The organism is Anaerobutyricum soehngenii (assembly GCF_009697165.1).
In the GTDB taxonomy this organism is placed as follows: domain Bacteria; phylum Bacillota; class Clostridia; order Lachnospirales; family Lachnospiraceae; genus Anaerobutyricum; species Anaerobutyricum soehngenii.
Window position 1 is genome coordinate 1 of record NZ_VULP01000004.1, and the last position, 24,670, is coordinate 24,670.

At 38.6% G+C, this 24,670-nt stretch carries 20 protein-coding genes; 16 read left to right on the forward strand and 4 right to left on the reverse strand.

Annotated features, from left to right (window positions below; all coding sequences use genetic code 11):
* The 7 genes from FYJ25_RS03140 to FYJ25_RS03170 form a co-directional block, all read left to right on the forward strand.
* Positions 1-761: [Fe-Fe] hydrogenase large subunit C-terminal domain-containing protein (locus FYJ25_RS03140; RefSeq protein WP_205677376.1), on the forward strand; the 761-nt coding region annotated here is incomplete at its 5' end.
* A gap of 395 nt (positions 762-1,156) precedes the next feature.
* Entirely contained in the window at positions 1,157-3,757 is a 2,601-nt protein-coding gene (locus FYJ25_RS03145) for a glycyl radical protein (RefSeq protein ID WP_096240831.1), read from the forward strand.
* 37 nt (positions 3,758-3,794) lie between these two features.
* On the forward strand, positions 3,795-4,727 hold the full coding sequence (locus tag FYJ25_RS03150) for a glycyl-radical enzyme activating protein (protein WP_330399994.1): 933 nt from the start codon (positions 3,795-3,797) through the stop codon (positions 4,725-4,727).
* A 57-nt stretch (positions 4,728-4,784) separates the two neighbouring features.
* On the forward strand, positions 4,785-5,978 hold the full coding sequence (metK, locus tag FYJ25_RS03155; protein ID WP_096240830.1) for a methionine adenosyltransferase: 1,194 nt from the start codon (positions 4,785-4,787) through the stop codon (positions 5,976-5,978).
* Between the two features lie 630 nt (positions 5,979-6,608).
* Positions 6,609-6,953 (forward strand): cupin domain-containing protein, encoded by a 345-nt coding sequence (locus FYJ25_RS03160; RefSeq protein WP_021907237.1) that lies wholly within the window; start codon positions 6,609-6,611, stop codon positions 6,951-6,953.
* Positions 6,954-7,479: 526 nt separating this feature from the next.
* Positions 7,480-8,712 carry a PocR ligand-binding domain-containing protein gene (locus FYJ25_RS03165; RefSeq protein ID WP_154580529.1) on the forward strand — a complete coding sequence of 411 codons (1,233 nt, stop codon included), beginning with the start codon at positions 7,480-7,482 and terminating at the stop codon, positions 8,710-8,712.
* A 10-nt stretch (positions 8,713-8,722) separates the two neighbouring features.
* A complete protein-coding gene (locus FYJ25_RS03170) occupies positions 8,723-9,745 on the forward strand; it encodes a helix-turn-helix domain-containing protein (protein ID WP_021907239.1) in 1,023 nt (340 codons plus the stop codon).
* A gap of 116 nt (positions 9,746-9,861) precedes the next feature.
* On the opposite strand, the gene FYJ25_RS03175 is transcribed toward FYJ25_RS03170, so the two are convergent.
* Both FYJ25_RS03175 and FYJ25_RS03180 read right to left on the reverse strand, forming a co-directional pair.
* Positions 9,862-10,218 (reverse strand): DUF6506 family protein, encoded by a 357-nt coding sequence (locus FYJ25_RS03175; protein WP_021907241.1) that lies wholly within the window; start codon positions 10,216-10,218, stop codon positions 9,862-9,864.
* Positions 10,203-10,604: a recombinase family protein gene (locus tag FYJ25_RS03180; protein WP_157908589.1), complete on the reverse strand. Its 402-nt coding sequence runs from the start codon at positions 10,602-10,604 to the stop codon at positions 10,203-10,205. The genes FYJ25_RS03175 and FYJ25_RS03180 overlap by 16 nt, the downstream gene beginning before the upstream one ends.
* A 204-nt stretch (positions 10,605-10,808) precedes the next feature.
* Here FYJ25_RS03180 and FYJ25_RS03185 point away from each other — a divergent pair, with 204 nt between their 5' ends.
* The 6 genes from FYJ25_RS03185 to fucO all read left to right on the forward strand — a co-directional run bounded on the left by FYJ25_RS03185 (position 10,809) and on the right by fucO (position 16,596).
* Entirely contained in the window at positions 10,809-11,411 is a 603-nt protein-coding gene (locus FYJ25_RS03185; RefSeq protein WP_021907243.1) for a DUF4125 family protein, read from the forward strand.
* Positions 11,412-11,495: 84 nt separating this feature from the next.
* Positions 11,496-12,077, forward strand: coding sequence for a DJ-1/PfpI family protein (locus FYJ25_RS03190; RefSeq protein WP_021907244.1), 582 nt, complete (start codon positions 11,496-11,498; stop codon positions 12,075-12,077).
* Positions 12,078-12,141: 64 nt separating this feature from the next.
* Complete coding sequence (locus FYJ25_RS14435; protein ID WP_096240827.1) at positions 12,142-12,372, forward strand: rubredoxin-like domain-containing protein; 231 nt, start codon at positions 12,142-12,144, stop codon at positions 12,370-12,372.
* 6 nt (positions 12,373-12,378) lie between these two features.
* Complete coding sequence (locus tag FYJ25_RS03200) at positions 12,379-14,277, forward strand: tetratricopeptide repeat protein (protein ID WP_162290860.1); 1,899 nt, start codon at positions 12,379-12,381, stop codon at positions 14,275-14,277.
* Between the two features lie 61 nt (positions 14,278-14,338).
* Positions 14,339-15,226: a S8 family peptidase gene (locus tag FYJ25_RS03205; protein WP_021907247.1), complete on the forward strand. Its 888-nt coding sequence runs from the start codon at positions 14,339-14,341 to the stop codon at positions 15,224-15,226.
* A 221-nt stretch (positions 15,227-15,447) separates the two neighbouring features.
* On the forward strand, positions 15,448-16,596 hold the full coding sequence (gene fucO, locus FYJ25_RS03210; RefSeq protein WP_021907248.1) for a lactaldehyde reductase: 1,149 nt from the start codon (positions 15,448-15,450) through the stop codon (positions 16,594-16,596).
* 434 nt (positions 16,597-17,030) lie between these two features.
* Here fucO and FYJ25_RS03215 read toward each other — a convergent pair whose 3' ends face one another.
* On the reverse strand, positions 17,031-17,615 hold the full coding sequence (locus FYJ25_RS03215; protein WP_021906949.1) for an N-acetylmuramoyl-L-alanine amidase family protein: 585 nt from the start codon (positions 17,613-17,615) through the stop codon (positions 17,031-17,033).
* A 130-nt stretch (positions 17,616-17,745) separates the two neighbouring features.
* Here FYJ25_RS03215 and FYJ25_RS03220 point away from each other — a divergent pair, with 130 nt between their 5' ends.
* The 3 genes from FYJ25_RS03220 (at position 17,746) to FYJ25_RS03230 (ending at position 21,149) form a co-directional block, all read left to right on the forward strand.
* The gene (locus FYJ25_RS03220; RefSeq protein ID WP_096240825.1) at positions 17,746-19,065 is read left to right on the forward strand and encodes a 5-bromo-4-chloroindolyl phosphate hydrolysis family protein; all 1,320 of its coding nucleotides are present in this window, start codon (positions 17,746-17,748) and stop codon (positions 19,063-19,065) included.
* A 52-nt stretch (positions 19,066-19,117) separates the two neighbouring features.
* Positions 19,118-20,266: a toxic anion resistance protein gene (locus FYJ25_RS03225; protein WP_021906947.1), complete on the forward strand. Its 1,149-nt coding sequence runs from the start codon at positions 19,118-19,120 to the stop codon at positions 20,264-20,266.
* A gap of 205 nt (positions 20,267-20,471) precedes the next feature.
* Complete coding sequence (locus FYJ25_RS03230; RefSeq protein WP_162290859.1) at positions 20,472-21,149, forward strand: C40 family peptidase; 678 nt, start codon at positions 20,472-20,474, stop codon at positions 21,147-21,149.
* A 495-nt stretch (positions 21,150-21,644) separates the two neighbouring features.
* On the opposite strand, the gene FYJ25_RS03235 is transcribed toward FYJ25_RS03230, so the two are convergent.
* Complete coding sequence (locus FYJ25_RS03235; RefSeq protein WP_096240823.1) at positions 21,645-24,623, reverse strand: 5-methylcytosine-specific restriction endonuclease subunit McrB; 2,979 nt, start codon at positions 24,621-24,623, stop codon at positions 21,645-21,647.
* Positions 24,624-24,670: the final 47 nt, after the last annotated feature.

Consider the following 24,670-nt stretch of genomic DNA (forward strand, 5'->3'; position numbering starts at 1 on the left):
AGGGAGCAGTAATTAAAACATATTTTGCACATAAAAAACATATTGATCCGGAAAAGATTATTTCTGTAGCAGTGACACCTTGTACAGCGAAAAAGGCAGAAATAGCAAGAGAAGAGTTATGTGATGCGGGAAAGCTTCTTAATATAGAAGAAATGCGTGACAATGATTATGTTATTACAACAAAAGAGCTGGTACAGTGGTGTAAAGAGGAAGGAATGGATTTAGAGAAAATCACTCCTTCAAAGTATGACAGTGTATTAGGAGAAGGAACTGGAGCCGGAATGATTTTCGGAAATACCGGTGGTGTAATGGAGGCAGCACTTCGAACAGTTTACAGAGTTCTAGAAGGGAAAGAGGCACCGGCAGATTTTTATCAGCTTCGTCCGGTAAGAGGATTAAATAACCGAAAAGAAGCGGAAGTGACGATTGCAGGAAAGAATCTCAGAGTTTGTATTCTGTATGGAACAGCGGCTGCGGAAGAATTTTTGGCAGAAGATATGAGTGGATATCATTTTGTAGAAGTTATGACATGTCCGGGAGGCTGTATCAGTGGAGCAGGACAGCCAGATTGTGGAAGTGTTCCGGTATCAGATGCTGTAAGAAAAAAGAGAATCGCATCATTATACCAGGCTGATGAACGGGCGCAATACAGAAATTCCATGGATAATCCGGAAATTGGAATGATATATAATGAATTTTTCAAAGAACCATTGAGTCTTTTATCTGAAACACTTTTACACACCACATATAAGAGTGAGTAAGAAAAAAGAGTGCAAAATAGTTCAAAAATGAGGATTAAATTTTCCAACTAAAAAAACGGTGCGAAATGAGAAATTCTTGCCTATATTTTCTTGGCAATGATACCAATTTGTTTCATATCGACAGATGTAATTCGTTGCTGTTGCAATAAAATGTGACAGCAACGTTTCTTTTTGTTGTGCAAACTGTATAAATGTAAAAAATATCCGATTGATAATTGCCACATACTGACACGGATATTCCTAATTATTGATTATTTTTTACTGTATAATGCAAGACAGATGAAAGCTCAGTAGTGGTTGATTTACAGGATTTATAGGATAATTTTTTGAGTTATCATCTCTCAAACATTTTCATTGCACATTTTTATGTGTCAGTAAGAAGGAGGAAAATTGTAATGATTGCAAAAGGATTTACAGAACCAACCGCACGTATCAAAGCCTTAAAAGCAGAAGTTGTTAACGCAGTACCTGAAGTAGAGCCATATAGAGCCGTACTTATTACAGAGTCTTACAAAGAGACAGAAGGTATGCCAGCAGTTATGAGAAGAGCAAAAGCTAACGAAAAGATTTTTAATAATCTTCCAGTTGTAATTCGTGATAACGAATTAATCGTAGGTGCTCTTTCCGTAAAACCTCGTTCTACAAACCTTTGCCCAGAGTTCTCATTTGACTGGGTAGAAAAAGAGTTTAAGACAATGGCAACTCGTATGTGTGACCCATTCGTAATTACTGAAGAAACAGCAGATATCCTTCACGAAGTATTTAAATACTGGAAGGGTAAAACTACCAGCGAATTAGCTACTTCCTACATGAGCCAGGATTGTCTTGACTGCCAGGCTGGTGGAGTATTCACAGTTGGTAACTACTACTTTGGTGGCATTGGACACGTGTGTGTTGATTACGGTAAAGTATTAAAAATCGGTTTCAAGGGTGTTATTGCAGAAGTAGTTGAAGCAATGAACAAACTTGATGTAAATGATCCGGAATATCTGCAGAAGAGAGCATTCTATGAAGCAGTTATTATTTCTTACAATGCAGCAATCAATTTTGCAAAGAGATACAGCAAAAAAGCGGCTGAGATGGCAGCTACATGTACAGATCCAGTGAGAAAAGCTGAATTACTTCAGATTTCCAAGAACTGTGATCGTGTTCCTGAAAGCGGAGCTACAAACTTCTATGAAGCTTGTCAGTCTTTCTGGTTTGTACAGGCATTAGTACAGATCGAAGCGAATGGACATTCCATTTCTCCAGGACGTTTTGACCAGTATATGTGGCCATATTTAGAAGCAGACAAGAACATTTCTAAAGAATTCGCTCAGGAATTACTTGACTGTCTCTTTGTATTATTAAACCATGTAAACAAAACTCGTGATGATGTATCTGATCAGGCATTCGCAGGATACGCAGTATTCCAGAACTTTGGTGTTGGTGGACAGACAGAAGATGGTCTTGATGCTACAAACCCAGTTTCTTATATGTGTATGGATGCAGCAGCACATGTTAGATTACCTGCACCATCATTCTCCGTTCGTATTCATAACCAGACACCGGATGAATTCTTATTAAGAGCTTGTGAACTTGCAAGACTTGGTACTGGTGTTCCAGCTATGTACAATGATGAAGCAATCATTCCTGCATTATGTAACAGAGGATTAACTCTTGCAGATGCTCGTAATTACTGTATCATCGGTTGTGTAGAGCCTCAGTGTCCACACAAGACAGACGGATGGCATGATGCAGCATTCTTTAACGTTGCTAAGGTATTTGATATCGCTATTCATGGTGGTAAGAATCGTGATGGCAAACAGTTAGGACCTGTTACAAAACCTATGCCAGAATGGAAGTCCATGGATGATTTATATGAATCATACGAGACTCAGATCGAGTACTTTGTATCTAAATTAGTTGAGGCAGATAATGCTGTTGATATCGCTCATAAAGAAAGAGCACCATTACCATTCATGTCCGCATTAGTTGATGACTGTATTGGAAGAGGTAAAACAGTTATGGAAGGTGGAGCAATCTACAACTTCACAGGACCTCAGGCATTTGGTAACGTAGATACAGGTGATGCTATCTACTGTATCAAGAAACATGTATTTGAAGATAAAGACTTAACAATGCAGCAGATTTACGATGCTATGGAAAATAACTTCGGTGCTGAACTTGGTGCTGGATGTTACGATGGACCATTCGTAAGATTAAGTACAGATTCCGCTGATTCCGCTGCAGCAGCTATGGAAAGTGTTTCCGTATCCGCAGAGGATAACATGGAATCCATCATTAATGCTGTTGTTCAGAAAATTCTTGCAGAAAAAGGATCTAACTTAAGCATGAGCGTTGATACAAAATCTGCAGCTTGTGGAAGCTGCTGTAGTGATTCTCAGAGAGCTGAATACGACAGAATCAGACATATCCTCGATGCAACACCTTGCTTCGGTAACGATATTGATGAAGTTGATATGTGCGCTCGTAAAGCTACACAGGTTTACTCTCACGAAGTTGAGAAATACAAAAACCCACGTGGAGGCCAGTATCAGGCAGGATGTTACCCAGTATCTGCTAACGTATTATTTGGTAAAGATGTACAGGCTCTTCCAGATGGACGTTACAGCAACGCACCTCTTGCAGATGGTGTTTCCCCTCGTCAGGGTCATGACGTTAAGGGACCTACAGCTGCAGGTAACTCCGTAGCTAAACTTGACCAGTTAAATATCTCCAATGGTACATTATACAACCAGAAATTCTTACCTTCTGCAGTAGCAGGTGATCAGGGACTTCTGAACTTCGCAGCAGTTGTTCGTAACTACTTCGATAAGAAGGGTATGCATGTACAGTTTAACGTAATCGATAAAGAGACATTACTTGATGCTCAGGCACATCCAGAAAACTACAAAGACTTAGTAGTACGTGTAGCTGGATACTCCGCTCATTGGACAGTACTTGCTAAAGAAGTTCAGGATGATATCATTGCTCGTACAGAACAGAGTTTCTAAAATAATAAATTTTTGAAATAATCTGGAGGAAGTACCTATGAGTAATATGGAACCAAGCTGCGATACAAGTAAAAAAGGGCTTGTCTTTAATATACAGAGATTCTCTGTAAATGACGGTCCGGGTGTAAGAACGATTGCCTTTTTAAATGGCTGTCCTCTTCGCTGCAAATGGTGTTGTAACCCCGAATCGCAGGAATTAAAACCAGTCGTTATGTTTAAAGCACAGAATTGTGTTGGCTGTGGAAATTGTGAGGTTGTGTGTCCAACTGGTGCTTCTAATTTGAACTTTCCAGGAAAAATTGATCATACAAAATGTATTGCATGTGGTAAATGTATTGATGTCTGCTATCACAGAGCCCTTGAAATGTCCGGTAAATGGATGACAGTAGAGGAACTGATGGGAGAACTTTACAAAGACCGCGTTATTTACAGAAAGTCCGGAGGCGGAATTACCGTCTCCGGAGGTGAAGCGATGGTACAGCATGAATTTCTTTTAGAGCTGTTAAAGGCTTGTAAGGCATTCGGCTGGACTACTGCGATTGAAACAACCGGTATGGCTTCGCCGGAAGTAATCGAAAAGATTATTCCTTGGCTCGATGTTGTTATGATGGATATCAAACATATTGACCCGGAAGTACACAAAGAGTATACTGGAGTAAATAACGAGGCGATACTAAAGAATGCATTACTGATTTCCAGTCTTGCTAAAAAGATGATCATTCGTGTTCCGGTTATTCCGGGATTTAACGCAAGCCCGAATGTAATTGCGGCAATTGCGAAGTTTACTACCTATCTTCATAATGTAAATGAGTTACATCTTTTGCCTTATCATGATCTTGGAAGTAATAAATACGGAATGCTTGGCAAGGAATATGAGCTTGCCGGAGTAAAGAAACCGGAAAACGAATTCATGGAAGAATTAAAAGCAATAGTAGAAAAAGAAGGATTAACCTGTAAAATCGGAGGCTGATCGATACAGGCAATCCGAGGTATCCCTTATACATACCGAAAGGTACAGGAGGTCAAGATGAATAAAGACATAACATTATTAACTTCTGAATCTGTTACAGAGGGACATCCGGATAAAATGTGCGATATGATTTCCGACGCTTTGCTGGATGCCTATTTAAAAGAAGATCCATCTGCCCATGTGGCACTGGAGACAATGGCTTCTGAAGACACTGTCTTCATTGCTGGAGAAGTTGCTTCTTTCGCAAAGGTTGATGTTAAAAATAAGGCAAGAGAGATTATCTGTGAAATAGGTTATGACAGTAAAGAAAAAGGAATAGACGGAAACGAATGTCTAATTCTTACTAACATCGGTGTACAGTCACCTGATATCGCACAGGGCGTTACCCAGTGTAACGGAACCATTGGAGCGGGAGATCAGGGAATGATGTATGGATATGCCTGTGATGATACAGAGGAACTTATGCCACTGTCTATCTCACTGGCACATAAACTCAGCAAACGACTTACGCAGGTAAGAAAAGAAGGACTCCTTCCATACCTCTATCCAGATGGAAAGTCACAGGTTACAGTAGCATATAATAACCAGGGGGAAATCCTTGGAATTACAGATGTTGTAATTTCTGCACAACATAATGCAGAAGTTTCTGTACAAAAGCTTCGAATGGATATTGAGGAGCATGTTATAAAAGAAGTAATTCCGAAAGAATTACTTTTACCGGATGTAAAGATACATATTAATCCTACAGGACGATTCGTAGTAGGTGGTCCTGCCGGAGATGTAGGTCTTACCGGAAGAAAGATTATTGTAGATACTTATGGTGGAATCGCCAGACATGGTGGCGGAGCATTCTCAGGTAAGGACCCGACAAAGGTTGACCGTTCCGCAGCTTATATGGCAAGATATGCCGCAAAGAATGTGGTAGCTGCCGGATTTTGCAAAAAGTGTGAGGTGAATCTCGCATATGCAATCGGTGTGCCACAGCCAGTATCTATAAAGATAGATACTTTTGGTACAGAAGAATTACCAAAAGAAATTATTGAAGACACTATAAAAGAAGTATTTGATTTCAGTGTGGCAGGTATTATCAATAACCTATCTCTCACTAAGGTTACATATAAGCCAGTCGCAGCATATGGACACTTCGGAAGAACAGAACTTGATCTCCCATGGGAACGGTTAGATAAGGTTACTGTTCTCCAGGAAAAAGCAGTTGCCCGTATGGCGGAAGAAATCTGTAAAAACCGTTAAACATTTAAATACAACAATCATTACACTTTTTAATAATTTATTATCTGTTCAGAACATTGTGAGTATTACTTTTACAATAGAAGTTCGGATAAAAAGTATACTACTTGGGGTCATTCAAGCGCATAATTGTTCTGAGTAATCGGTCTCAACACTCTCACAAATAGATTATAAAAAACAATAATAAGCTTGATCCACATAAAGGGGACTGTCACAAGGTGACAGTCCCCTAATTTAATTTACTGAGTGACAGACGGGAGTAAGAAGCGGAATATATAGCATTTGTTCCGTATCACTGCACTCTTAATGCACGACCGCATTAAGAGTTTGCTCTAAAGTCACAGATGCTATATATTCCGCTTCTTACTCCCTATGTGTTGGCTACAGTAGATAATTAAATCAGGGGAATTTGTTGAGTGTGGTCTTGACGGCAGGAGTACATGAAGCAAAAGGAGCCAATGCTTTTGAAGAAAGTAGAGAATATTCATCTTGCATAAATGATAATTAATAGTTAAAATATAATTATATGATAGAAGTAAGTAACTATGCAGGTAAAAGCATTATGATGTAGATGCAGGTTTGCAAAGTGGTTGTGAATATTACTATTATAATTTTAGAAGGAGGATTTTTAAAATGGTAAGAAAAGCAAATATCGTTCAGAAACAGGAACTTGGTGGGGGAAAAGGTTGTGCAGAGGTACACGAAATCGTTCCGGAAAAAGATTTATACGGACATGGAAAACTGTATGCTAAAGTTGTATTAAAACCAAATTCCAGCGTAGGCTGGCATCGTCATGTTGGAGAGACAGAGCCATATTATATTTTAGAGGGAGAGGGAATCTTTGTGGACGATGACGGAAGCCGCACAAAAGTAGGCCCTGGAGATGTATGTACAATCCTTCCAGGACAGTGTCACGCAATCGAGAATGCATCATCATGCAAAGATTTAGCATTTATGGCATTAATTCATAAGGACTGATTCGTTTGAGGTTTTGTTAAGACAGACGAACCCCTGAAGAGAACCAATACCCTATATTTGTGACTCTATCGCTGTGGGTTGAATGTTCGCTATACGGCTCACATTCAATCCTCGCTCTAAGGCCACAAATATAGGGTATTGGTTCTCTTCGGGGGTTCTGTCTTTGATAAAAACAGGAAAGTAAAATCCACAACAAAAATTATCCTAATGGCCTGGCTATGAGGCATAAACAACCAGAAAAACGAGAAATCTGTATCTCTTAGATACGGACTTCTCGTTTTTCGTCTGTCTCATATTACAAGAGGGGTAATTACTTGTTGGATTTTGTTCTCGCTATCACAAATAAATAATCAAGAAAATTACATGTAAATGCAATATATTTTCCTATGATTGAGAAATAGCACAAAAAAAACAGTTTATTTTTTGGGTAAAAATGATAAAATATATATAAAGTAGGGTTTGGTGTAAAGAAAGTAAAAATTTTTGTCTTTATTTTTACAATTTAAATATCCCTTTGGAGGTGAATATGGAAGTAGAGAAGAAGAGTGGCAGAGGGAAAAAGGAAGTTAGTCTGATCGGCTTATTTGGAAAACAGTTTCTAGAAGAAATGCAGAATAAGCTGGCAGAAGCAACAGGAGTTTCTTTTTTTATTATTGATTATAAAGGAGAGCCAGTTACAAAGGGAGAAAAGGAAGAAAAGTTTTGTAAGGAAAGAAAGAAGGAAGATGAAAAGTGTAGTGAATGTCAGATTAGCAGGGCATTTGCTGCAGCGAAGAGTGCGATTAAAAACTGTACACATATTTTTACCTGTCCAAATGGGCTTGTACATATGGCAATTCCGATTATTGTAAACAACCAGTACATTGGAGCAATGGTTGGAGGTCCGATTCGATGTGAAGAAAAAGCATTAAAAGAGAGTGAATTGGGAGATAACGAGAAAGAACGAAAACAGTTTTTAGAAAAACTAGGCGAACAAAAAGAATATCAGAGTATTCCTGCTTTTACAGAAAAACGGATTGCAGCAATTGCGGATATGGTATTCCTTTTATTTAAAGAAATGGGAGAAAAGGAAACGGTAGCAATTCGGTTAGGTGCATTAGAGCATAAAGAAGTACATCTTTCAGATATTCGTAAAAAGAATAAATTGTTAGAAGATAAGGTGAACAGGCTTGAATATGAGGTATTAAAAGGGAAGCTGACGAAACAGTTTATGCTTAATCTTTTAACAACGATTTCTAGTTTTTCTATCATTGAAAATGCAAATAGAACGGAAAATATTATAGCGGAAATGGCAGGAGTGTTACGATATTATCTGGATAATACATCAGAGATTATTTCATTATCAGAAGAGTTAAAGCAGATTGAATTATATCTGGATGTTTTAAGACAACAATATGATGATCGGTTAGAATATCGTGTGTATTGTCAGGAAGAAGTGGAAAAGCAAAAGATTCCGATTGTCGGACTTTTCCCATTTGTAGAACAATTGGTTGATTTTGGTGTCTTTTCAGGACATTTTAGAGGAACTGTATATATTGATGCGGAGAAAAAAGAAGAGTATTGCCAGATTGTATTGCAGTTAGAAAGTTCCGGTTTATCAATGGGACATTTTGGAGCAGATATTACAGATAGTAATTTTGTTCAGATGCAGGAAGCGGATACCAGAAAGAGATATGCAAAAGAATTTGGTAAAGATTTTGAAATAACTGTAGATCCGAATGTAGTAACGGTGAAAATCCCATTTCAGAAAATAAAGTAAGGAGGTAGCCATGGTAAATATTTTATTGATTGATCAAGAACCGTTATTTCAACAGGCTTTTTCAAAAATGATTACGGAAACGGAAGATTGTCAGCTTGTCGGAATTGCGGAAAATAGTAAAGAAGCATTTGAAATCATAAGCCGCTATCATCCGCAGGTTATATTTTGTGATGTGGTTCTTGGTATGGAGAATGGTATTGCAGTCTGCAGTCTTATTAAAGAGCACTTTCCGGAAATTGTAACGTATATTTTATCAAATTATTGTAATTTTCGCATGATTCGCCGTTCAATGGATGCAGGAGTGGAAGAATATTTAAATAAGCCCATATCTAGAACGAAGCTTTTAGAACTAGTAAAGAAACAGAATGGTCTTGGGCAGAATGAAGAGGAAAATGTTCAGCAGGAAGCCTTGTTTGCAGCAATAGAGCAAAAAGATTATAAGAAGGCGTATGATACAGCAAAGGAACTGGTAGAATGTTTGTTTGAAGAATGTGACAGAAGAGAGCGTAGAAGTAAACTGTCCATGCTGGAATCCAGCCTGTTTTATATGATACCAGGAATGGATAATATTCAGAAAAATTATTATTTACAAAAGTATGAGATTACAGTCAAGGTTCTGACAAAGAGTACGCTTTGCTATTACTGGCTGATTCAGATTATAACAGAAGTATTTCGTCAGCTTTGTACAATGAAGTATGCACATATGAATAAGGTATTCCAGTATATAGAGAATAATAAGAACAATGAGATTTCTCTCTCTGAATTAGCAGAAGAGGCAGGAATTAGCAGTGGATATCTAAGTCGTATTTTTAAAAAATATTATAAGATCAGTGTGGTAGATTATATTCACCTTCGTAAGTTGTTGCAGGCTAAATATTATATGGCAACAAGCGAGATGAATATTTCAGATATTTCTTTCTTGCTTGGATACAGTGAAGCGGGATATTTTTGCAAAATATTTAAAAAATATGAAGGACAGACACCGTCAGCATTTCATAAAAATTCACAAATTTTGACTTCGCAGGCAGGATAATTTCATAAAAATATAGCAGGGATTCCGTATAACATACAGGAATCTCTGCTATAGAATCAGGGGCTGTTTTTACGACAGCCCCTTTAGTTTCTACAAATAAATAATTAAATAAATGATTAAAGTCCAATGCACCAGAAGTCTTTTTGGAACAGATCATCACCGCTCTTATCTCGGAAAACAGGATGAAAATCGAAATTGACAGCACCTACTGGTATTTTTCTATCAACGGCTTTGCAGATACGGGCAACACCTTCATTTCCGAAAGCACCGCATAAATCAATAGCAGCGCAACCTTTTTCTAACATCTCCTGTGCTACGGTTTCTGCCTGACTATAATCTGCACAACCTACAGAGTACAGAATGATTTTTTTAGATTCAATAACAGAACGGTCTTTTTTTGGATTGCAACCTTCATTAAGAAAAATGAAAGCCACTTTAAATTTTTCTTCGTTTAAGCTTAATTTTTTCCCCATTTTATCAACGCCTTATCTAATATTTCCATTGCTTTTTTGCCATCGTTGGCAGTGATCAGTTCTATATTATGTTGTCGGATTGTTTTATAAGTTTCTAATAAAAGGTCAATATCTGTTGTAATTTTATCTAATGTAATTACAACTATTACATCAAGATTATCTGCTACTACATCTGTCATCATGCGTTTAAAGCCAGGTCGTTCAAGATTATCTGATGGATAGTCACCAAGATCCGTATAGTTAACAAATTCGTTGTCTTCGCCGTAAATACCTTTTGCACGATTCATGCATTTCATACCATCGGCAATCATGCCTTTTACATAAGTCTGAGAACAGACAGGACAGCCGCCTCTAAGATGCTGATGGTTATAAATTCCGATACGCATACTCTTTTCCCTCCAGTACATTTTATTATATTCATTGTAGCAGATGTATGAAAAATTACAGGGAAGATACGGGAACAATTATTGGAAATTATGAAAGTCAAAAAGGGGTAACAGAATATTTCCATAGAAAGAACGTGATACTCCCATAAAAAACAATACAAAAATGCTAAAATGAAACTGAAATAGTATGTAAAGGAGGAGCATATGGAACGTAGAGAACTAGAGAAACAGATTATTGAAAAAGAATGGCTCATGTTTCAAAAGGTACAGGACGTGAATGGCAGAGCATCCTGCCAGGATGACTGGACTACTTTTCTGATTATGCGTATTAGCCAGTTTGAAGGCTGGGATATGAATGTATTAGAAAGTTATTATGATGACATTGAGCAGGCGGAAGCACAGGAGAGAAATCTTATCATGGAGAAATATGCCTATATGATGGAGGAGACAGATCCAGTCTATTTCCTGTCCATTAAGGGGATGCTTCCGGAGATTTCAGAAGAGAAACAGTTGATGGCTGAAAAAATCACTTCTATTTACATGGAGTGGGAGAAAGAAGCAGATATTAAATATCCGAATATCAGAAGGCATGGCAGACCGGCAGAAGGAATCGGTGTAGACGGAACAGTAAGTGTTAGAAATTATTTAAAGTGTGAGCTTTATACGTATTCTGTAAAAACACTGGCACTTTTTATTTTGTCAATCGAACATAATCCGGAATATAACCGTTATCTTGCTACAATGCAGAAGATGGTACAGGCATATGGATATTCTTCTTTAGAAGAAGCAGAGAAGGCAATGGCATGATTTCAGACGGGTGTAACTGGCACAGGGAGATAATTGTATATGTCAATGTGTCAGTATACCGGGAGATAAGAAGGGAGAATTGACATGCAGAAAATATTGTTACTGGCAGGAGATTTTACAGAAGATTATGAGACTATGGTGCCATTTCAGGCATTATCTATGCTCGGATATCAGGTAGATGCTGTTTGCCCGGATAAAAAAGAAGGCGAATTTATCAAAACAGCAATTCATGATTTTGAAGGAGACCAGACTTATACAGAAAAGCCGGGACATCTTTTTAAATTAACGAAAACATTCGATGAAGTAGATTTTGATGATTATGTTGGATTATTTATTACCGGCGGACGTTCTCCAGAATATATCAGGATGAATCATAAAGTAATTTCTCTTGTGAAATGTTTTGTAAGAAGTGGGAAACCGGTAGCGGCAATTTGTCATGCGGCGCAGGTACTGACTGCAGCAGATGTTGTGTGTGGAAGAAAGCTTACCTGCTATCCGGCTTTAGCAGCTGAGGTGAAATTAGCAGGAGGAAACTATATTGAAGTTGCTCCGGATGAGGCAGTGGTGGACTGTAATCTTATTACTTCTCCGGCATGGCCAGGAAATACGGCAATTTTAAGAGAGTTTGTAAAAGCTTTAGGTTGTGAGTTCGTTTTTAGATCATAAGGAAATAAATATTATAGATTATGATGGATTTTTGTTTTGAATAGTTATTACAGGAGGTATAGATATGGGATCTCTTTTAGAAGAAATGCATAAGATGCGTTTAAAAGAAAAAATTGAAGAGTTAGAAAAGACAGGAGGTAATCCACATGTAGAAGATCATGGACTTGGAGGAGTCTATCGTTGTAAGGTATGCGGATATATTTTTGATGAAAACAGAGAAGGAAGACCATTTACAACACTTTCTCATTGTCCAATCTGTCATGTAGGACAGCAGCAGTTTGAAAAGATAGAGTGAATGCCTATGAAACTAGAGCGCTTAAATGAACTTTTAAAAAAGCTTGTGCAGATGGAGGATGCCGAAGAGAATCTTGAAATGGTTCCGCTTTATGAGGAAGCGTTAGAACTTTCAAAAGAGATTTATGGAGAGCATAATTTAAAAACCCTGGAAATTTATAATAATTATGGAGGACATCTTCGGAATCTTGGACTTTATGAAAAGGCAGAATATATTTTACGAAAAGCAGTAGTCTGTGCAAAAATTGTGCGGGGAAAAGAGCATCCCGATTATGCGACAACGCTTGTTAATCTTGCCAATTTACTTCGAATGATGAAACAGTGGCAGGAAAGCGAATCTCTTTTTTATCAGGCGCTGGCTCTCTATAAAATAACAATTGGAGAAGAACATTTTATTTATGCCGGAACGATGAATAATTTGGGACTTCTTTATTATGAGATGGGAAATCTTGAAAGAGCAAAGGAATGTTTAGAACACAGCCTTCATATTTTAGAAGGCAAAGAGGAGTATATCATTCCTTATGCAACAACCCTGCATAATCTTGTTGATATTTACAAGAAAGAAGGGGAGATTTTCAAGGCAGAACATACTTTAAAACAAGAAATAGAGATTTACAGACAGCAGCACTATGAAGGAACGGTTCTTTATGCAGCAGCGCTGAATTCTCTTGGAATTTTATACTGTGAAAAGGAACAGTATGAGAAGGCAAAAGCTGTGATGACTGAAAGTGTGGAAATTACGAAAAAACATCTCGGAGAGGCAAGTGATGCCTATAAAACCAGTGTGAAAAATCTGGAAATGATTCATGAGAAACTGCAGGAAAAAAAGATGCAGAAAAATCATGAAATTTTACAGGAAACATTAAAGGGTATGACTTCTGCCGCCTGTGCATCAGAAAGCAATCTGAACTGTGAGAAAGGTTCTGAAGAACGGAACCATACAATAGATAAAGATACGGAAAAAGGATTTGTAAAGGGACTTGATTTGTGCAGAGAGTATTTTAATCAAGTATGTTATCCTCTTTTAGAAAGAGAATTTTCAAATTTCCTTCCGCGTATGGCAGCAGGACTAATTGGAGAAGGTTCAGAGTGTTATGGATTTGATGATGAGATATCAAGAGATCATGATTTTGGACCATCTTTCCAGATTTATATTCCGCAAGAAGATATGCCGATTTATGGAGAACGGTTAAAACAAAGACTCAATACACTTCCAAAAACTTTCCAGGGCTTTGGTGCAAGAATCGAAAGCCAGTATGGAGATGGCAGAGTCGGTGTTTTTTCTATTGAAGATTTTTACAGAAAATTTATTGCAGCGGAAGGGGTGCCGGAAACACTTTCTCATTGGAGACAGATTCCGGAGAATGCACTTTCAACCGTAACTAATGGAGAAGTTTTCTTTGATCATTACGGAAAGTTTACAAAGATTCGCGAGGAACTTCAAAAAGGCTATCCGGAAGATATCCGGTTAAAGAAGATTGCTGCCCGCCTTATGAAAATGGCGCAGAGCGGTCAATATAATTTTCCTCGTTGTAATAAACGAAAGGAATATGTAGCCTCTCGTCTTGCCCTGAGTGAATTTATGTCCGTTTCGATGTCTCTCGTGTATTTATTGAATCATTCATACAGACCATATTATAAATGGGTACATCGGGGATTGTTATCTTTGCCGATTCTTGGAAAGACAGCGTATGATAAGATGCAGAGATTGTCTGTTTTATCTCTGGAAAAAGATTACAAAGAAATGGAATGGATCATAGAAGAATTTTGTGTGGACTGCGTGAAAGAGTTAAAAACACAGGGATTAACTTCTTCTTCTGAAGCATTTTTGCTGATGCAGGGTCCTGAAGTATTAAAAAGAATTAAAGAACCAGCTCTAAGAAATAGTAACCCATGGGTTGAATAACATGTTCTTTTTTATCATATAGTTTTTTTTATCATATACTGATAAAAAAGGAATCATGGCTATGGGAATGACAAATGTAGGAAATTTGTTAGAGTTGAGAAGAATTTACAGCCGTGGTATTACCGGAAAAGGTATTACTACGGCTGTTTTAGATACAGGAATTTATGCACATCCGGATTTCTTTATTCCAAGGAACAAAATAGTATATTTTCAGGATTTTATAAGAAATCGAAAGGGACCTTTTGATGATAACGGACATGGGACTCATGTCAGTGGCATTATCGCATCCGGAGGAAGGCTTGGAGATGGGAGCGGAATAGGAGTAGCCCCGGAAAGTGGAATAGTGATGTTAAAAGTACTTGAAAAAGATGGCAGCGGTAAAATAAAAAATATGCTAAAAGGAATGGAATGGATTCTTTTAAATCATGAAAAATATGGAATTCGGATCGTAAATATTTCTGTCGGTATGCCTGTGAAAAATATAGAAAATCCGGAAGAAGAGGAACTTGTAAAAAAAGTAGAGCAATTGTGGAACACAGGACTTGTTGTCGTTGTAGCAGCAGGAAATGACGGACCGGCACCATATACGATTACAAGTCCGGGCACAAGCCGTAAGGTAATTACTGTGGGAACAGGAAAAGAAGCAGGGGGAGATTATTCCGGACAGGGACCGGTTCCGGGAACCTGCGTTTGCAAGCCGGATATTATTGCTCCGGCGATTAATATTTTAAGCTGTGATAATCATGGGAAAAATTATAAAAGAAGAAGTGGGACTTCCATGGCAACACCGATTGTATCAGGAACCGTAGCCCTTTTATTATCAAATGAACCATGGCTTTCTAACAGAGATGTAAAAATACGCCTGATGCAAAGTGCGCTCGATTGTGGTATGGCAAAAAGCCGGCAGGGATGGGGGCTGTTAAATCCTGAAGGAATATTGAGGATTTAATCAGAAGGCAGCTCTGCTATAAAACGACAAAAAAATATCAGTATATATAATAAAAACAAGAATGTAGTACTAAAAAATACGTTTGAAATTCACAAAAAAATAAATAGAAAACGGAAATTTACAGTATTATTTCATAAAAGAATCTTTTCCGCTAAATGGAGAACTGTTATAATAATAACAGTAAAAATTATAAAGCACACTCAGTAAAGGAGAAGGGAATCATGGCAAACTGTATTACACTTAACCAGACATCTTATCATGGAGCAGGAGCAATCCAGTCTATACCAGATGAAGTAAAGGCACATGGACTCACCAAAGCATTTGTATGTTCTGATCCGGATTTAATTAAGTTTGGAGTAACAAAGAAAGTAACAGATGTATTAGAAGCTGCTGAATTAGAATATGAGATTTATTCTAATATTAAACCAAACCCAACAATCGAAAATGTGCAGACAGGTGTAGCTGCATTTAAAGAATCCGGAGCAGATTACTTTATCGCAATCGGTGGCGGATCTTCCATGGATACAGCCAAAGCCATTGGAGTAATCATTAATAACCCTGATTTTGAAGATGTAAGAAGCTTAGAAGGAGTAGCCCCTACTACAAAACCAACAGTACCGATTATTGCAGTACCAACAACAGCAGGAACAGCAGCAGAGGTAACAATTAACTATGTTATCAAAGATGATGAAAAACAGCGTAAATTTGTTTGCGTAGATCCAAAAGATATCCCTGTCGTTGCTATCGTTGACCCTGATATGATGAGCAGTATGCCATATGGACTTACAGCATCAACAGGTATGGATGCTCTGACACATGCGATTGAAGGTTACATCACAAAAGGTGCATGGGAAATGACAGATATGTTCCATATTAAAGCAATCGAAGTAATTTCAAGAAGTCTTCGAGCTGCCTGTGAAAATGATCCTAAGGGAAGAGAAGACATGGCTCTTGGACAGTATATTGCCGGAATGGGATTCTCTAACGTAGGACTTGGTATCGTTCATTCTATGGCTCATGCATTAGGTGCTGTATATGATACACCTCATGGTGTTGCCAATGCTATCCTTCTTCCTACTGTTATGGCATATAATGCAGATGCAACAGGAACAAAATATAAAGATATCGCTATTGCTATGGGTGTAGAAGGCGTAGAAGATATGACACAGGAAGAATACAGAAAAGCAGCAGTAGATGCAGTGGCTCAGCTTTCTAAAGATGTAAAGATTCCTCAGGACTTAAAAGAAATCGTAAAAGAAGAAGACTTAGACTTCCTTGTAGATTCTGCTTACAATGATGCATGTGCCCCTGGAAATCCAAAGGATGCAAGTAAAGAAGATATCAAAGCATTATATCAATCATTAATGTAATAATTCCTAATTTGATGAACTAAAGAAACGAAAAGCAGAAACTTTATATAGAATAAAATGTGAAGATAGTCGCGGCATAGAAAATGCCTGACAGGCATTTTTAATTGCTCCGACATCACATTTTTATTCTATATAAAGTTTCTGCTTTTCTGTTCTTTGGCGCCAGATGAAATTAGGATTTTGGGTGGGAAAAAAGGGGTTTTCCCAGAAGAATGCGTCAATCCCTTAGGCTTTAATTCTCCGGAAAGTCATAACCTTCTGGAGAACTCCATTCTCGCCAGACTGTAGATTTAGATAGCCAGAAAAAAGAAAAAAATAAGATATTCCAGATGCGGCTTGGGAGCGTGTTTAAGATGCGGACGAGCATCTTAAACACAGCGACTACAGAGCAGATGGGATATCTTATTTTTTTCTTTTTTCGTCTACTACCAAATCTACAAATCAGTATTTTTTTGTGGGAGTTCCAGGTAATTGAGTATTCCTACATAGATTCCATATGCAAATTGATATGGGTTATCAATCATTCGCTGATTATCTTCGTAGTTAGTTATGTATCCGAGTTCCACAAGAACTGCCGGCATTTTTGTATTTTTTAAGACATAGAGAGAAGGTCTGGTGAACACACCATTATATTTGGTGCTTGTTCTCCGCACAATTTCGGATACAATGTTTTGGGCGAGGTACCATGCGGCAGAATTAGCAGAAGAAACGTAAGCTTCGGTGCCGTTAATATCTGGGTTTTCGCTGGCATTTGCATGAATACTGATAAAGTAATCTGCTTTCCAGGTGTTTGCCTGTGTCACCCGTTCTTTTAAGCTGCTTGTATTGCTGTAACCTAAGGTGGTTTGTGGTGTTGGACGGGAAAGGCGGGCCGTAAAACGATAGTCTTCTGATAAAATATCAAAGAGAAAGTGCCCCACCTGGTAGGTGATATCCTGTTCTCGTATTCCAAAACCTTCTGCACCTGCATTGATTCCCTCCGGATTATGTCCTTGATCGATATAAATTTTGATTGCCAAATGATTTCTCCATTTTTCTTTTAATATATTCCTGAGTAAGCTGAAAAATTCCTCTGTAAGAAATTCTGAGCTATAAAAAAGAAGGGATTTATGGTATAGTAAGGGAAATACAAAGTAGGAGTATTATATTATGAGTAATCAGGAAGATAAATTTGATTTTTCGGATTTTGAAGATCTGGGAAGTAAGATTCAAAAAACAATTGATACGGCAACTGCAGAAGTTTTAAAACAGGCAGGTAATGTAAAGGAGGAGGCTTTAAAGCAGGTAGATAAGGCAAAGGAAGAAGCATCCAGGCAGATGGACAAGGCAAAGGAAGAGGCATCCAGACAGATGGATAAAGCCAGAGAAAGTGCAACAAGACAGTTTGATAAAGCAAAAGAGGGTGCAGCAAGACAGTTTGACAGATTTTATGGAGGTCAGAATGAACAGGCATATGTAGATGTGGGGCATGGAAGAAGAGTCATATCAGGAAAGCTCAGGAAGAATCCGGGACTGTATAGTGGACCAGCAGAGATTGCGATAGGAGTGGCAGGGCTTGCAGGTTTTGGAGGAGCCGGTATTGGGCTGGGAGTTACGACCCTCGTAGGTGCGATGGCGACGAATCTGGCGATTGCTTCGGCGGCGATTTTTGTTCCATTTGCGGTAATAAGTGCGGTACTGTTTGGAAAAGGTATCTTTAGCAGCAGCAGAGCCAGAAGAGTGAAACAGTATTCTCAAATCTGGATGGGAAAGCAGTATGTTATGATTGATGATATTGAGAGTAAAGTACGCTGGAACAGAAAGAAGATAATGAAGGATCTTCATTATCTGACAAAGAAAGATCTGATTATCGGGGCGCAGTTAGATGAAGGGGAAACTTGTTTGCTGCTTACGGATGAATCGAAAAGCCAATACGAGAATGCCATGAATGCGAAGAGAGTCAGAGAAGAGGAAGAGGAAAGAAAAAGAGCGTTAGAAGAGGCTATGGAGAATGCTTCTTTTGAGCAAAAAGAGATTTATAGAATAAAGAAAGAGGGGCAGGATTATTTAAAGCAATTGGCAGATATCAAAGCGCAAATAAAATCTCTGGATGTAGTAGTAAAGATTTCGCATATGGAAGTTCTTGCGGCAAGGATTTTTGTCTGTGCTTCTGAACATCCGGAAAGCATTTCGCGGACAGATAAGTTGTTTAAATATTATTTTCCATCGGTGATGAAGCTTCTTAATGTGTATGAAGATATGGAAAAACAGCCGATTCAGGGAGAGAATATTCAGAAATCAAAAAGAGAGATAGAAGAATCTTTAGATACGATAAATCAGGCTTTGGAAAAGTTATTTGACGAAATGTTTCAAAATGTAGCAATGGATATTTCGTCAGATATCCAGGTTTTGGAAGTAATGCTTAAGCAGGATGGATTAACTGAAGATGAACTGCATGCAGATAAGACAGAACCGATGTTAAAGTTTTAAAAATTTTCAGAAAGGAAAAGCCGTTTATGTTTAGCGGCAGGAGGAGCAGGATATGGGCATGGAGATGAGCAGTATTGAAGAAATGTTAAAAGAAGGAGCTACTCTTACATTAGAGCCGGAGACAGCACCAGAACTTCCGGTGGAGGAGGCAAAACCGATTCCTAAGGTGTATGAGGAGGAACAGTATCTTACTGATGACGAGAAAAAACAGGTAGAGTCTTTTGTAAAGCAGATTCGATTAGATGATTCGAATGCTATTTTACAGTATGGCTCAGGTACACAGAAAAAAATGTCAGCATTTTCAGAAGGAACGCTTGAAAAAGTTCGTTCTAAAGATCTTGGAGAAGTTGGAGAACTGTTAAACGGCGTAGTTGTAGAGCTTAAAGGTTTTGATGAAGAAGAAGAAAAGGGAATTAAGGGATTTTTTAAGAAAAAGATTTCCAAGGCTCAGACATTGAAACTTCGTTACAGTAAGATAGAAGGCAATATCGATGAGATCTGTGAGAAGCTGGAAGGGCATCAGGTACAGCTTTTAAAAGACAGTGCAATGCTTGATCAGTTATATGAATTAAATAAAGTATATTTTCGTGAACTGACAATGTATATTCTTGCAGGAAAGAAGAAACTTGAAGAGGAAGAGAATGAGGTCATTCCTGCATTAAGAAAAAAAGCAGAGTTAAGTGGAAGGCAGGAAGATGCACAGGAGGTTAATGACCGCGAAGCATTGTGCAACCGTTTTGACAAAAAGATTCATGATCTGGAGCTTACAAGAATGGTATCTTTACAGATGGCACCACAGATTCGTATGGTACAGTCAAGTGATGTGGAAATGTCAGAAAAGATACAGTCTACTTTGGTGAATACGATTCCTCTCTGGAAGAGTCAGATGATTATCGCTCTTGGAGTAGAACATTCCAGAGCGGCAGCAGAAGCACAGCGTAAAGTATCTGATCTTACGAATGACCTTTTGAAGAAGAATGCAGAGAAGCTGAAAGTAGCTACTGTTGAGACGGCTAAAGAAAGTGAGAGAGGTATCGTTGATATGGAAACACTCGTGGCAACGAATGAAAGCCTTATGAGTACGATTGACGAGGTAATGCATATCCAGCAGGAGGGACGCCAAAAAAGAAGAGAGGCAGAAAGTAAACTTATGCAGCTTGAGGATGAATTGAAAAATAAAATGCTTAATCCGAGAGGGTAATTTGTTTGGATTATGTCCAAAAGGTCATGATTTATTTTTTGACGTACAGTAAAATGCGAATATTTTAATAATAAATATATTCTTTTCTTGTTGTATATTACGGTTTTATTAAAAAATATTGCAAAAGTCACATTTTAGACACATTCAGCGTTTATAATGAGCCTCAGTTAAAGTAATGCGTGATTATAAATATGGAGGTCAAAACATGCTGAACAAGATGAAACGTGTCGCAGCTGGTTTACTTACTGCTGTTTTTCTTTTAAATATATCTGCTGTACCGGGAGTGAATAATGTGACACAGGTTGAGGCGGCAAGCCTTGTGAAAAAGGGAAAGGTAAATACTAAAAAGTTAAATATTCGTGTAAAGAAGAGCATGAAGTCAAAACGAATTACTGTTTTACATAAAGGAGACAGAGTAAAGCTTCTTTCTAACAATTCCAAGTGGGTTGCAGTAGAAGTGAATGGTATGGTTGGTTATACACAGGGAAGATACATTTCTGTAAAGAATGGTGGAACTGCCTCAGATACTACAGTAACTAAGGGAGAGAGTGTTGTTAATTATGCACTGAAGTTTGTTGGTAATCCATACAGATGGGGTGGAACAAGTCTTACTCGTGGTGCTGACTGCTCTGGATTCGTTATGAGTGTTTACAGACATTTTGGAAAGTCTCTTCCACATTCTTCTTATGCACAGAGACGTGTAGGAAGAAGAGTAGGAAGTTTAAGTAAAGCAAAACCGGGAGATATCATTTGCTACAGTGGTCATGTAGCAATCTACATGGGTAATAATAAAGTTGTCCATGCAAGTAATCCAAGAGATGGTATCAAGATTACAAAAGGTGCAGCTTACCGTTCTATCGTAACAATTCGAAGAGTATTTTAATCTTCATACATAAAATGATTAAAAGGTTCCGTCGCAGTAACGGTCTAACGACCGTAACTGCGACGGACTTTTTTTGCGCATTTTCAGCAGAATCTGCTTGCTTTGCCACAGACAGGGGAAACAAAAACAGCTTTTGGCATCGGGCGTGGCGAATGGCGGGGATTCTTGTATTTGCAATGGAATCGGATTCCGAAGATTTATGAAAAAAGCGTGGATGCCTATGGTATAAAGAGCAGATGCTTTGCAGGTTTTGTGTCACGAAACTTGAGAACGAACCCGCCACCGAGCGCGTTGTCTGAGCGGCAGCGAGTTTAGCGCGAATGGCGTTTCCATAAACGTTCGAAAGTTGAGTATCAAAACGCAAGTCGTCTGCGATTATGCCATAGGTCCCACGCTTGTTCATAAAAATATGGCAGCGATTCCATGCAATGCATGAATCCCTGCCATAGGGTAGGGCTGTTTTTGGTGCGACAGCCCCTTTGTACATCATAAAATTTATTCGTAAATATCTATGTAACTTTTTGGATTGTAAAAAGCCTCTTCATTACATCGATAAATCCGCCGCTCCTTATCAAAGGAATCAGGAATATCTCCTTTGAATAAACCATCCCGGAAAGGAATTTCCTGAAAGAATATAGTGTCCGGGCGGGATTTGCCGTTATCGCCTAAGACATAACGAATGCGTTCGATATCGCCATCAAACCATTTTTCTAAAAGAGGAACAAGCTGTTCTCTAAATATCCGGCAAAGAGAGATAAAGGAGTCTTTATCCGGAGATTGAAGGAAAAAGCCTTCTCCTAATTGGTAGTCTGCGCCTAAAAAGTAGGAAAGACGCATATTAAGTGTTGTCATAAGGCGCTGAAGGGATATTCCTTCAATACGCATACCATGAAGAATTTCCGGTTCTGGTGATACAGGACGGATAAAGAAGTCGTGATCAATTGCGCCGGTAATTGTATCTTCACATACAATAGAGTCACAGGTGGCTACAATGTAAAGGTTAGAAGGAAGACGAAACTTTTCTTTGGAAAGAGGCAAAGTTACAGCTGTTTCACTACTGGTTCCCTCCCGGCGGTTTTCGCGTAAGAGAACGGCAGTTTCTCTGAAAAGATGCATCCAGTTTAAGTCCACTTCTTCCATCATAATAACATATCGTCCGTCAGCACATTGGTTAGCAAATTTTTTGAAGATACCGTCTTCTGTAAATGGACCACATTTTCGTTCAATGAAGCCATCATAGCCATCACTGTTGATATCTGGATAAGAAATATGTAAAATGCGGCCTTCATCAACATATTGCTGATAATGTTCGAGTACGTCAGGAACAGGCTCAATATTCATCATATTAGAATCTTTTCCCTCAATGATACCTACAGCAGTCATAATTGCCTGATGGAACTTTCCTGTTTTTACAGGCCCCTTAATTAAGGTGTTTTTTGGATAAAGGCGGAAGCTTTGATCTTTTCGGTCCGGATGTGTGGAAGCAATCGCGTTGTCCGGATAAGGCCAGACAGACTCAGGAGTGATAGAAACAGATGCAGCGATGGGAATTCCGGCACCCGTAGAACTTCCAGAAGACGTAGAAGATGCAGAGGCATTACTGTTTCTATTGTCAGTTATTCGGTTGGTTCCGGCGCCTGTAACAGAGGCAGTGCCAGTAGAGTAATTGCCGGTTTTTCTTGCAGGAACTTCATCATCGTCCGCTTCCAAAGCGGCCTTATTTACGAAAGAAGAAACTTCATCTTCGTGATCAGAGCTAATGTCAGAAGAAATACCCTGAGTGGATTCGTTCTCGTAAGTTCTCTCATCGGAAGAAGAGGTTGTTCCGTAACCCTGTATTGCTTTGGTGATAAAATCGGTGGAGGCAGGTGTTCCGCCCTCTTTATAAATAACTTGTGGTCCTGGAACATCGGAGGCAGGACGATAGGTTAGCTTTGAACCAAGTGCGGCAGCAAGAGGATCTTCTGAGGAAGCGGAAGCTGTGATATCCTCACTGTTTTCGATGGCAGGGTAGTAGTTCTGGCAGATATCGGTATAGTAGGAAGCAAAAATCTCTAAGGAAGTAGAAAAGAGTCCTACGATATCTTCCTCAGACCTGGTTTTAAAGTCATCATAATGATAGAGAACAGATGCCTTTATCTTGTCCCCGAAAGGAGCAAGATCCGAGGCTTCTGCCGGAACAAGTGTTACCTGAAACGGTGCCGCAGTCATGAGAGTAAGCATATTGCATTTATCATGGATATCAAGCATAACTTCTTCATCAGAAACACAAGGAAGATTCAGGGAAACTTCAATATTCAGTTTATCCTCATCTAATACAGTACGAATGCCGATAAAAGCATTGTGCCCGGCATAGGATGGAATATATAAAGAATCCTGAAGTATGCCAGCAATTACACTGGATTGCGGAAGATACCAGTCAGCTTTTGACGCATAAATAAAATTTGGATATTCTTTTAAAATAGCTTCACTTATTTTGTGAAATGTTTCAGCGGCATCTTCACCATCTGCACGAAGAGAAATCGCTTTGTCAGAAGTATCATCCGGAGAAAATACAGTTCCTCCTTGTCTTGACAAATAGGCAGCCATACGAACAAACCCATTTGCGTTGGTCAGTTCAACATAAGATTCATCGACAAGATGTGCATATTCATGCTCGATAAAGTCAGTTAACTTTGTGAGCTTCATATAGCCAAGAATGGAGTAGATGTATGCATTATAATCCACTTCTTCAGGGTCAGGACGTTCCCTCTCTCCTTCAAACTCTCCAGGAAAAGATACACGATAATATTTATAAATATCTCTCAAATAATTAAAGCGATGTCCACGTTCATCGGCGTTACAAATCTGAGTGATGGTGTTCGCATTGACATCCTGTCCATATACTTTCTGAGAACGGGTCTGTACTTCGTATTGCATCAGTAGGATGTCATCAGAACTGATGCCGGGATTGCAGTAATACTTTTCGTAAAGAAGAACGGCAGCAGCAATCCATACAGCATCTTCCTGACTGTAACGTATCTGTAAGCTTCGTTCCACATCGTTCATAAAGGCATAGTATGCCTCTTCTAGTTCTGGGTATAATGCTCCGATGGCTTCTGTTAATTCCGGATGCATTTTCAGCTCTAAAGTTTTAGCATCCGTATTTTTACCCCAGAAAAAGAGATACCACCAATATTCATTCCCTTCATAATCGACTTCAGGATTCATACTGTTTGCCTCACCAAGAAGCTGTCCGGCAGCATTAAGCTGTGAAAGAAGATCTTCCTGAGTGCGGTTACTTTCAAAAGAAAGCTGAAGAAGTGTTGCGGCATGATTAAAAGAAGAGTAAATCTGTTTGAGCAGAGAGATATTGTTCTCATCAAGCTGTCCTGAATTTAAAATATTTGTCCATTGTTCAGTTGTATAGCGGCTTTTGGACTGATAATCTGCTTCGTACTCATAATCACGCTGTCGTTGTTTGTCCGTAATCATAGCTGTTGTCCTTTCTGATAGAAAAACTAAAAATTATAAAGAAAATC

What these genes read in the sequence shown, in the direction of transcription:
- FYJ25_RS03150 (WP_330399994.1), top strand. Translation starts at nt 3,795, where the DNA reads ATGAGTAATATGGAACCAAGCTGCGATACAAGTAAAAAAGGGCTTGTC.
- fucO (WP_021907248.1), top strand. Translation starts at nt 15,448, where the DNA reads ATGGCAAACTGTATTACACTTAACCAGACATCTTATCATGGAGCAGGA.
- FYJ25_RS03175 (WP_021907241.1), bottom strand. Translation starts at nt 10,218, where the DNA reads ATGGGGAAAAAATTAAGCTTAAACGAAGAAAAATTTAAAGTGGCTTTC.
- FYJ25_RS03170 (WP_021907239.1), top strand. Translation starts at nt 8,723, where the DNA reads ATGGTAAATATTTTATTGATTGATCAAGAACCGTTATTTCAACAGGCT.
- FYJ25_RS03160 (WP_021907237.1), top strand. Translation starts at nt 6,609, where the DNA reads ATGGTAAGAAAAGCAAATATCGTTCAGAAACAGGAACTTGGTGGGGGA.
- FYJ25_RS03165 (WP_154580529.1), top strand. Translation starts at nt 7,480, where the DNA reads ATGGAAGTAGAGAAGAAGAGTGGCAGAGGGAAAAAGGAAGTTAGTCTG.
- FYJ25_RS03220 (WP_096240825.1), top strand. Translation starts at nt 17,746, where the DNA reads ATGAGTAATCAGGAAGATAAATTTGATTTTTCGGATTTTGAAGATCTG.
- FYJ25_RS03190 (WP_021907244.1), top strand. Translation starts at nt 11,496, where the DNA reads ATGCAGAAAATATTGTTACTGGCAGGAGATTTTACAGAAGATTATGAG.
- FYJ25_RS03200 (WP_162290860.1), top strand. Translation starts at nt 12,379, where the DNA reads ATGAAACTAGAGCGCTTAAATGAACTTTTAAAAAAGCTTGTGCAGATG.
- FYJ25_RS03145 (WP_096240831.1), top strand. Translation starts at nt 1,157, where the DNA reads ATGATTGCAAAAGGATTTACAGAACCAACCGCACGTATCAAAGCCTTA.
- FYJ25_RS14435 (WP_096240827.1), top strand. Translation starts at nt 12,142, where the DNA reads ATGGGATCTCTTTTAGAAGAAATGCATAAGATGCGTTTAAAAGAAAAA.
- FYJ25_RS03185 (WP_021907243.1), top strand. Translation starts at nt 10,809, where the DNA reads ATGGAACGTAGAGAACTAGAGAAACAGATTATTGAAAAAGAATGGCTC.
- FYJ25_RS03225 (WP_021906947.1), top strand. Translation starts at nt 19,118, where the DNA reads ATGGGCATGGAGATGAGCAGTATTGAAGAAATGTTAAAAGAAGGAGCT.
- FYJ25_RS03205 (WP_021907247.1), top strand. Translation starts at nt 14,339, where the DNA reads ATGGGAATGACAAATGTAGGAAATTTGTTAGAGTTGAGAAGAATTTAC.
- FYJ25_RS03180 (WP_157908589.1), bottom strand. Translation starts at nt 10,604, where the DNA reads ATGCGTATCGGAATTTATAACCATCAGCATCTTAGAGGCGGCTGTCCT.
- FYJ25_RS03235 (WP_096240823.1), bottom strand. Translation starts at nt 24,623, where the DNA reads ATGATTACGGACAAACAACGACAGCGTGATTATGAGTACGAAGCAGAT.
- FYJ25_RS03230 (WP_162290859.1), top strand. Translation starts at nt 20,472, where the DNA reads ATGCTGAACAAGATGAAACGTGTCGCAGCTGGTTTACTTACTGCTGTT.
- metK (WP_096240830.1), top strand. Translation starts at nt 4,785, where the DNA reads ATGAATAAAGACATAACATTATTAACTTCTGAATCTGTTACAGAGGGA.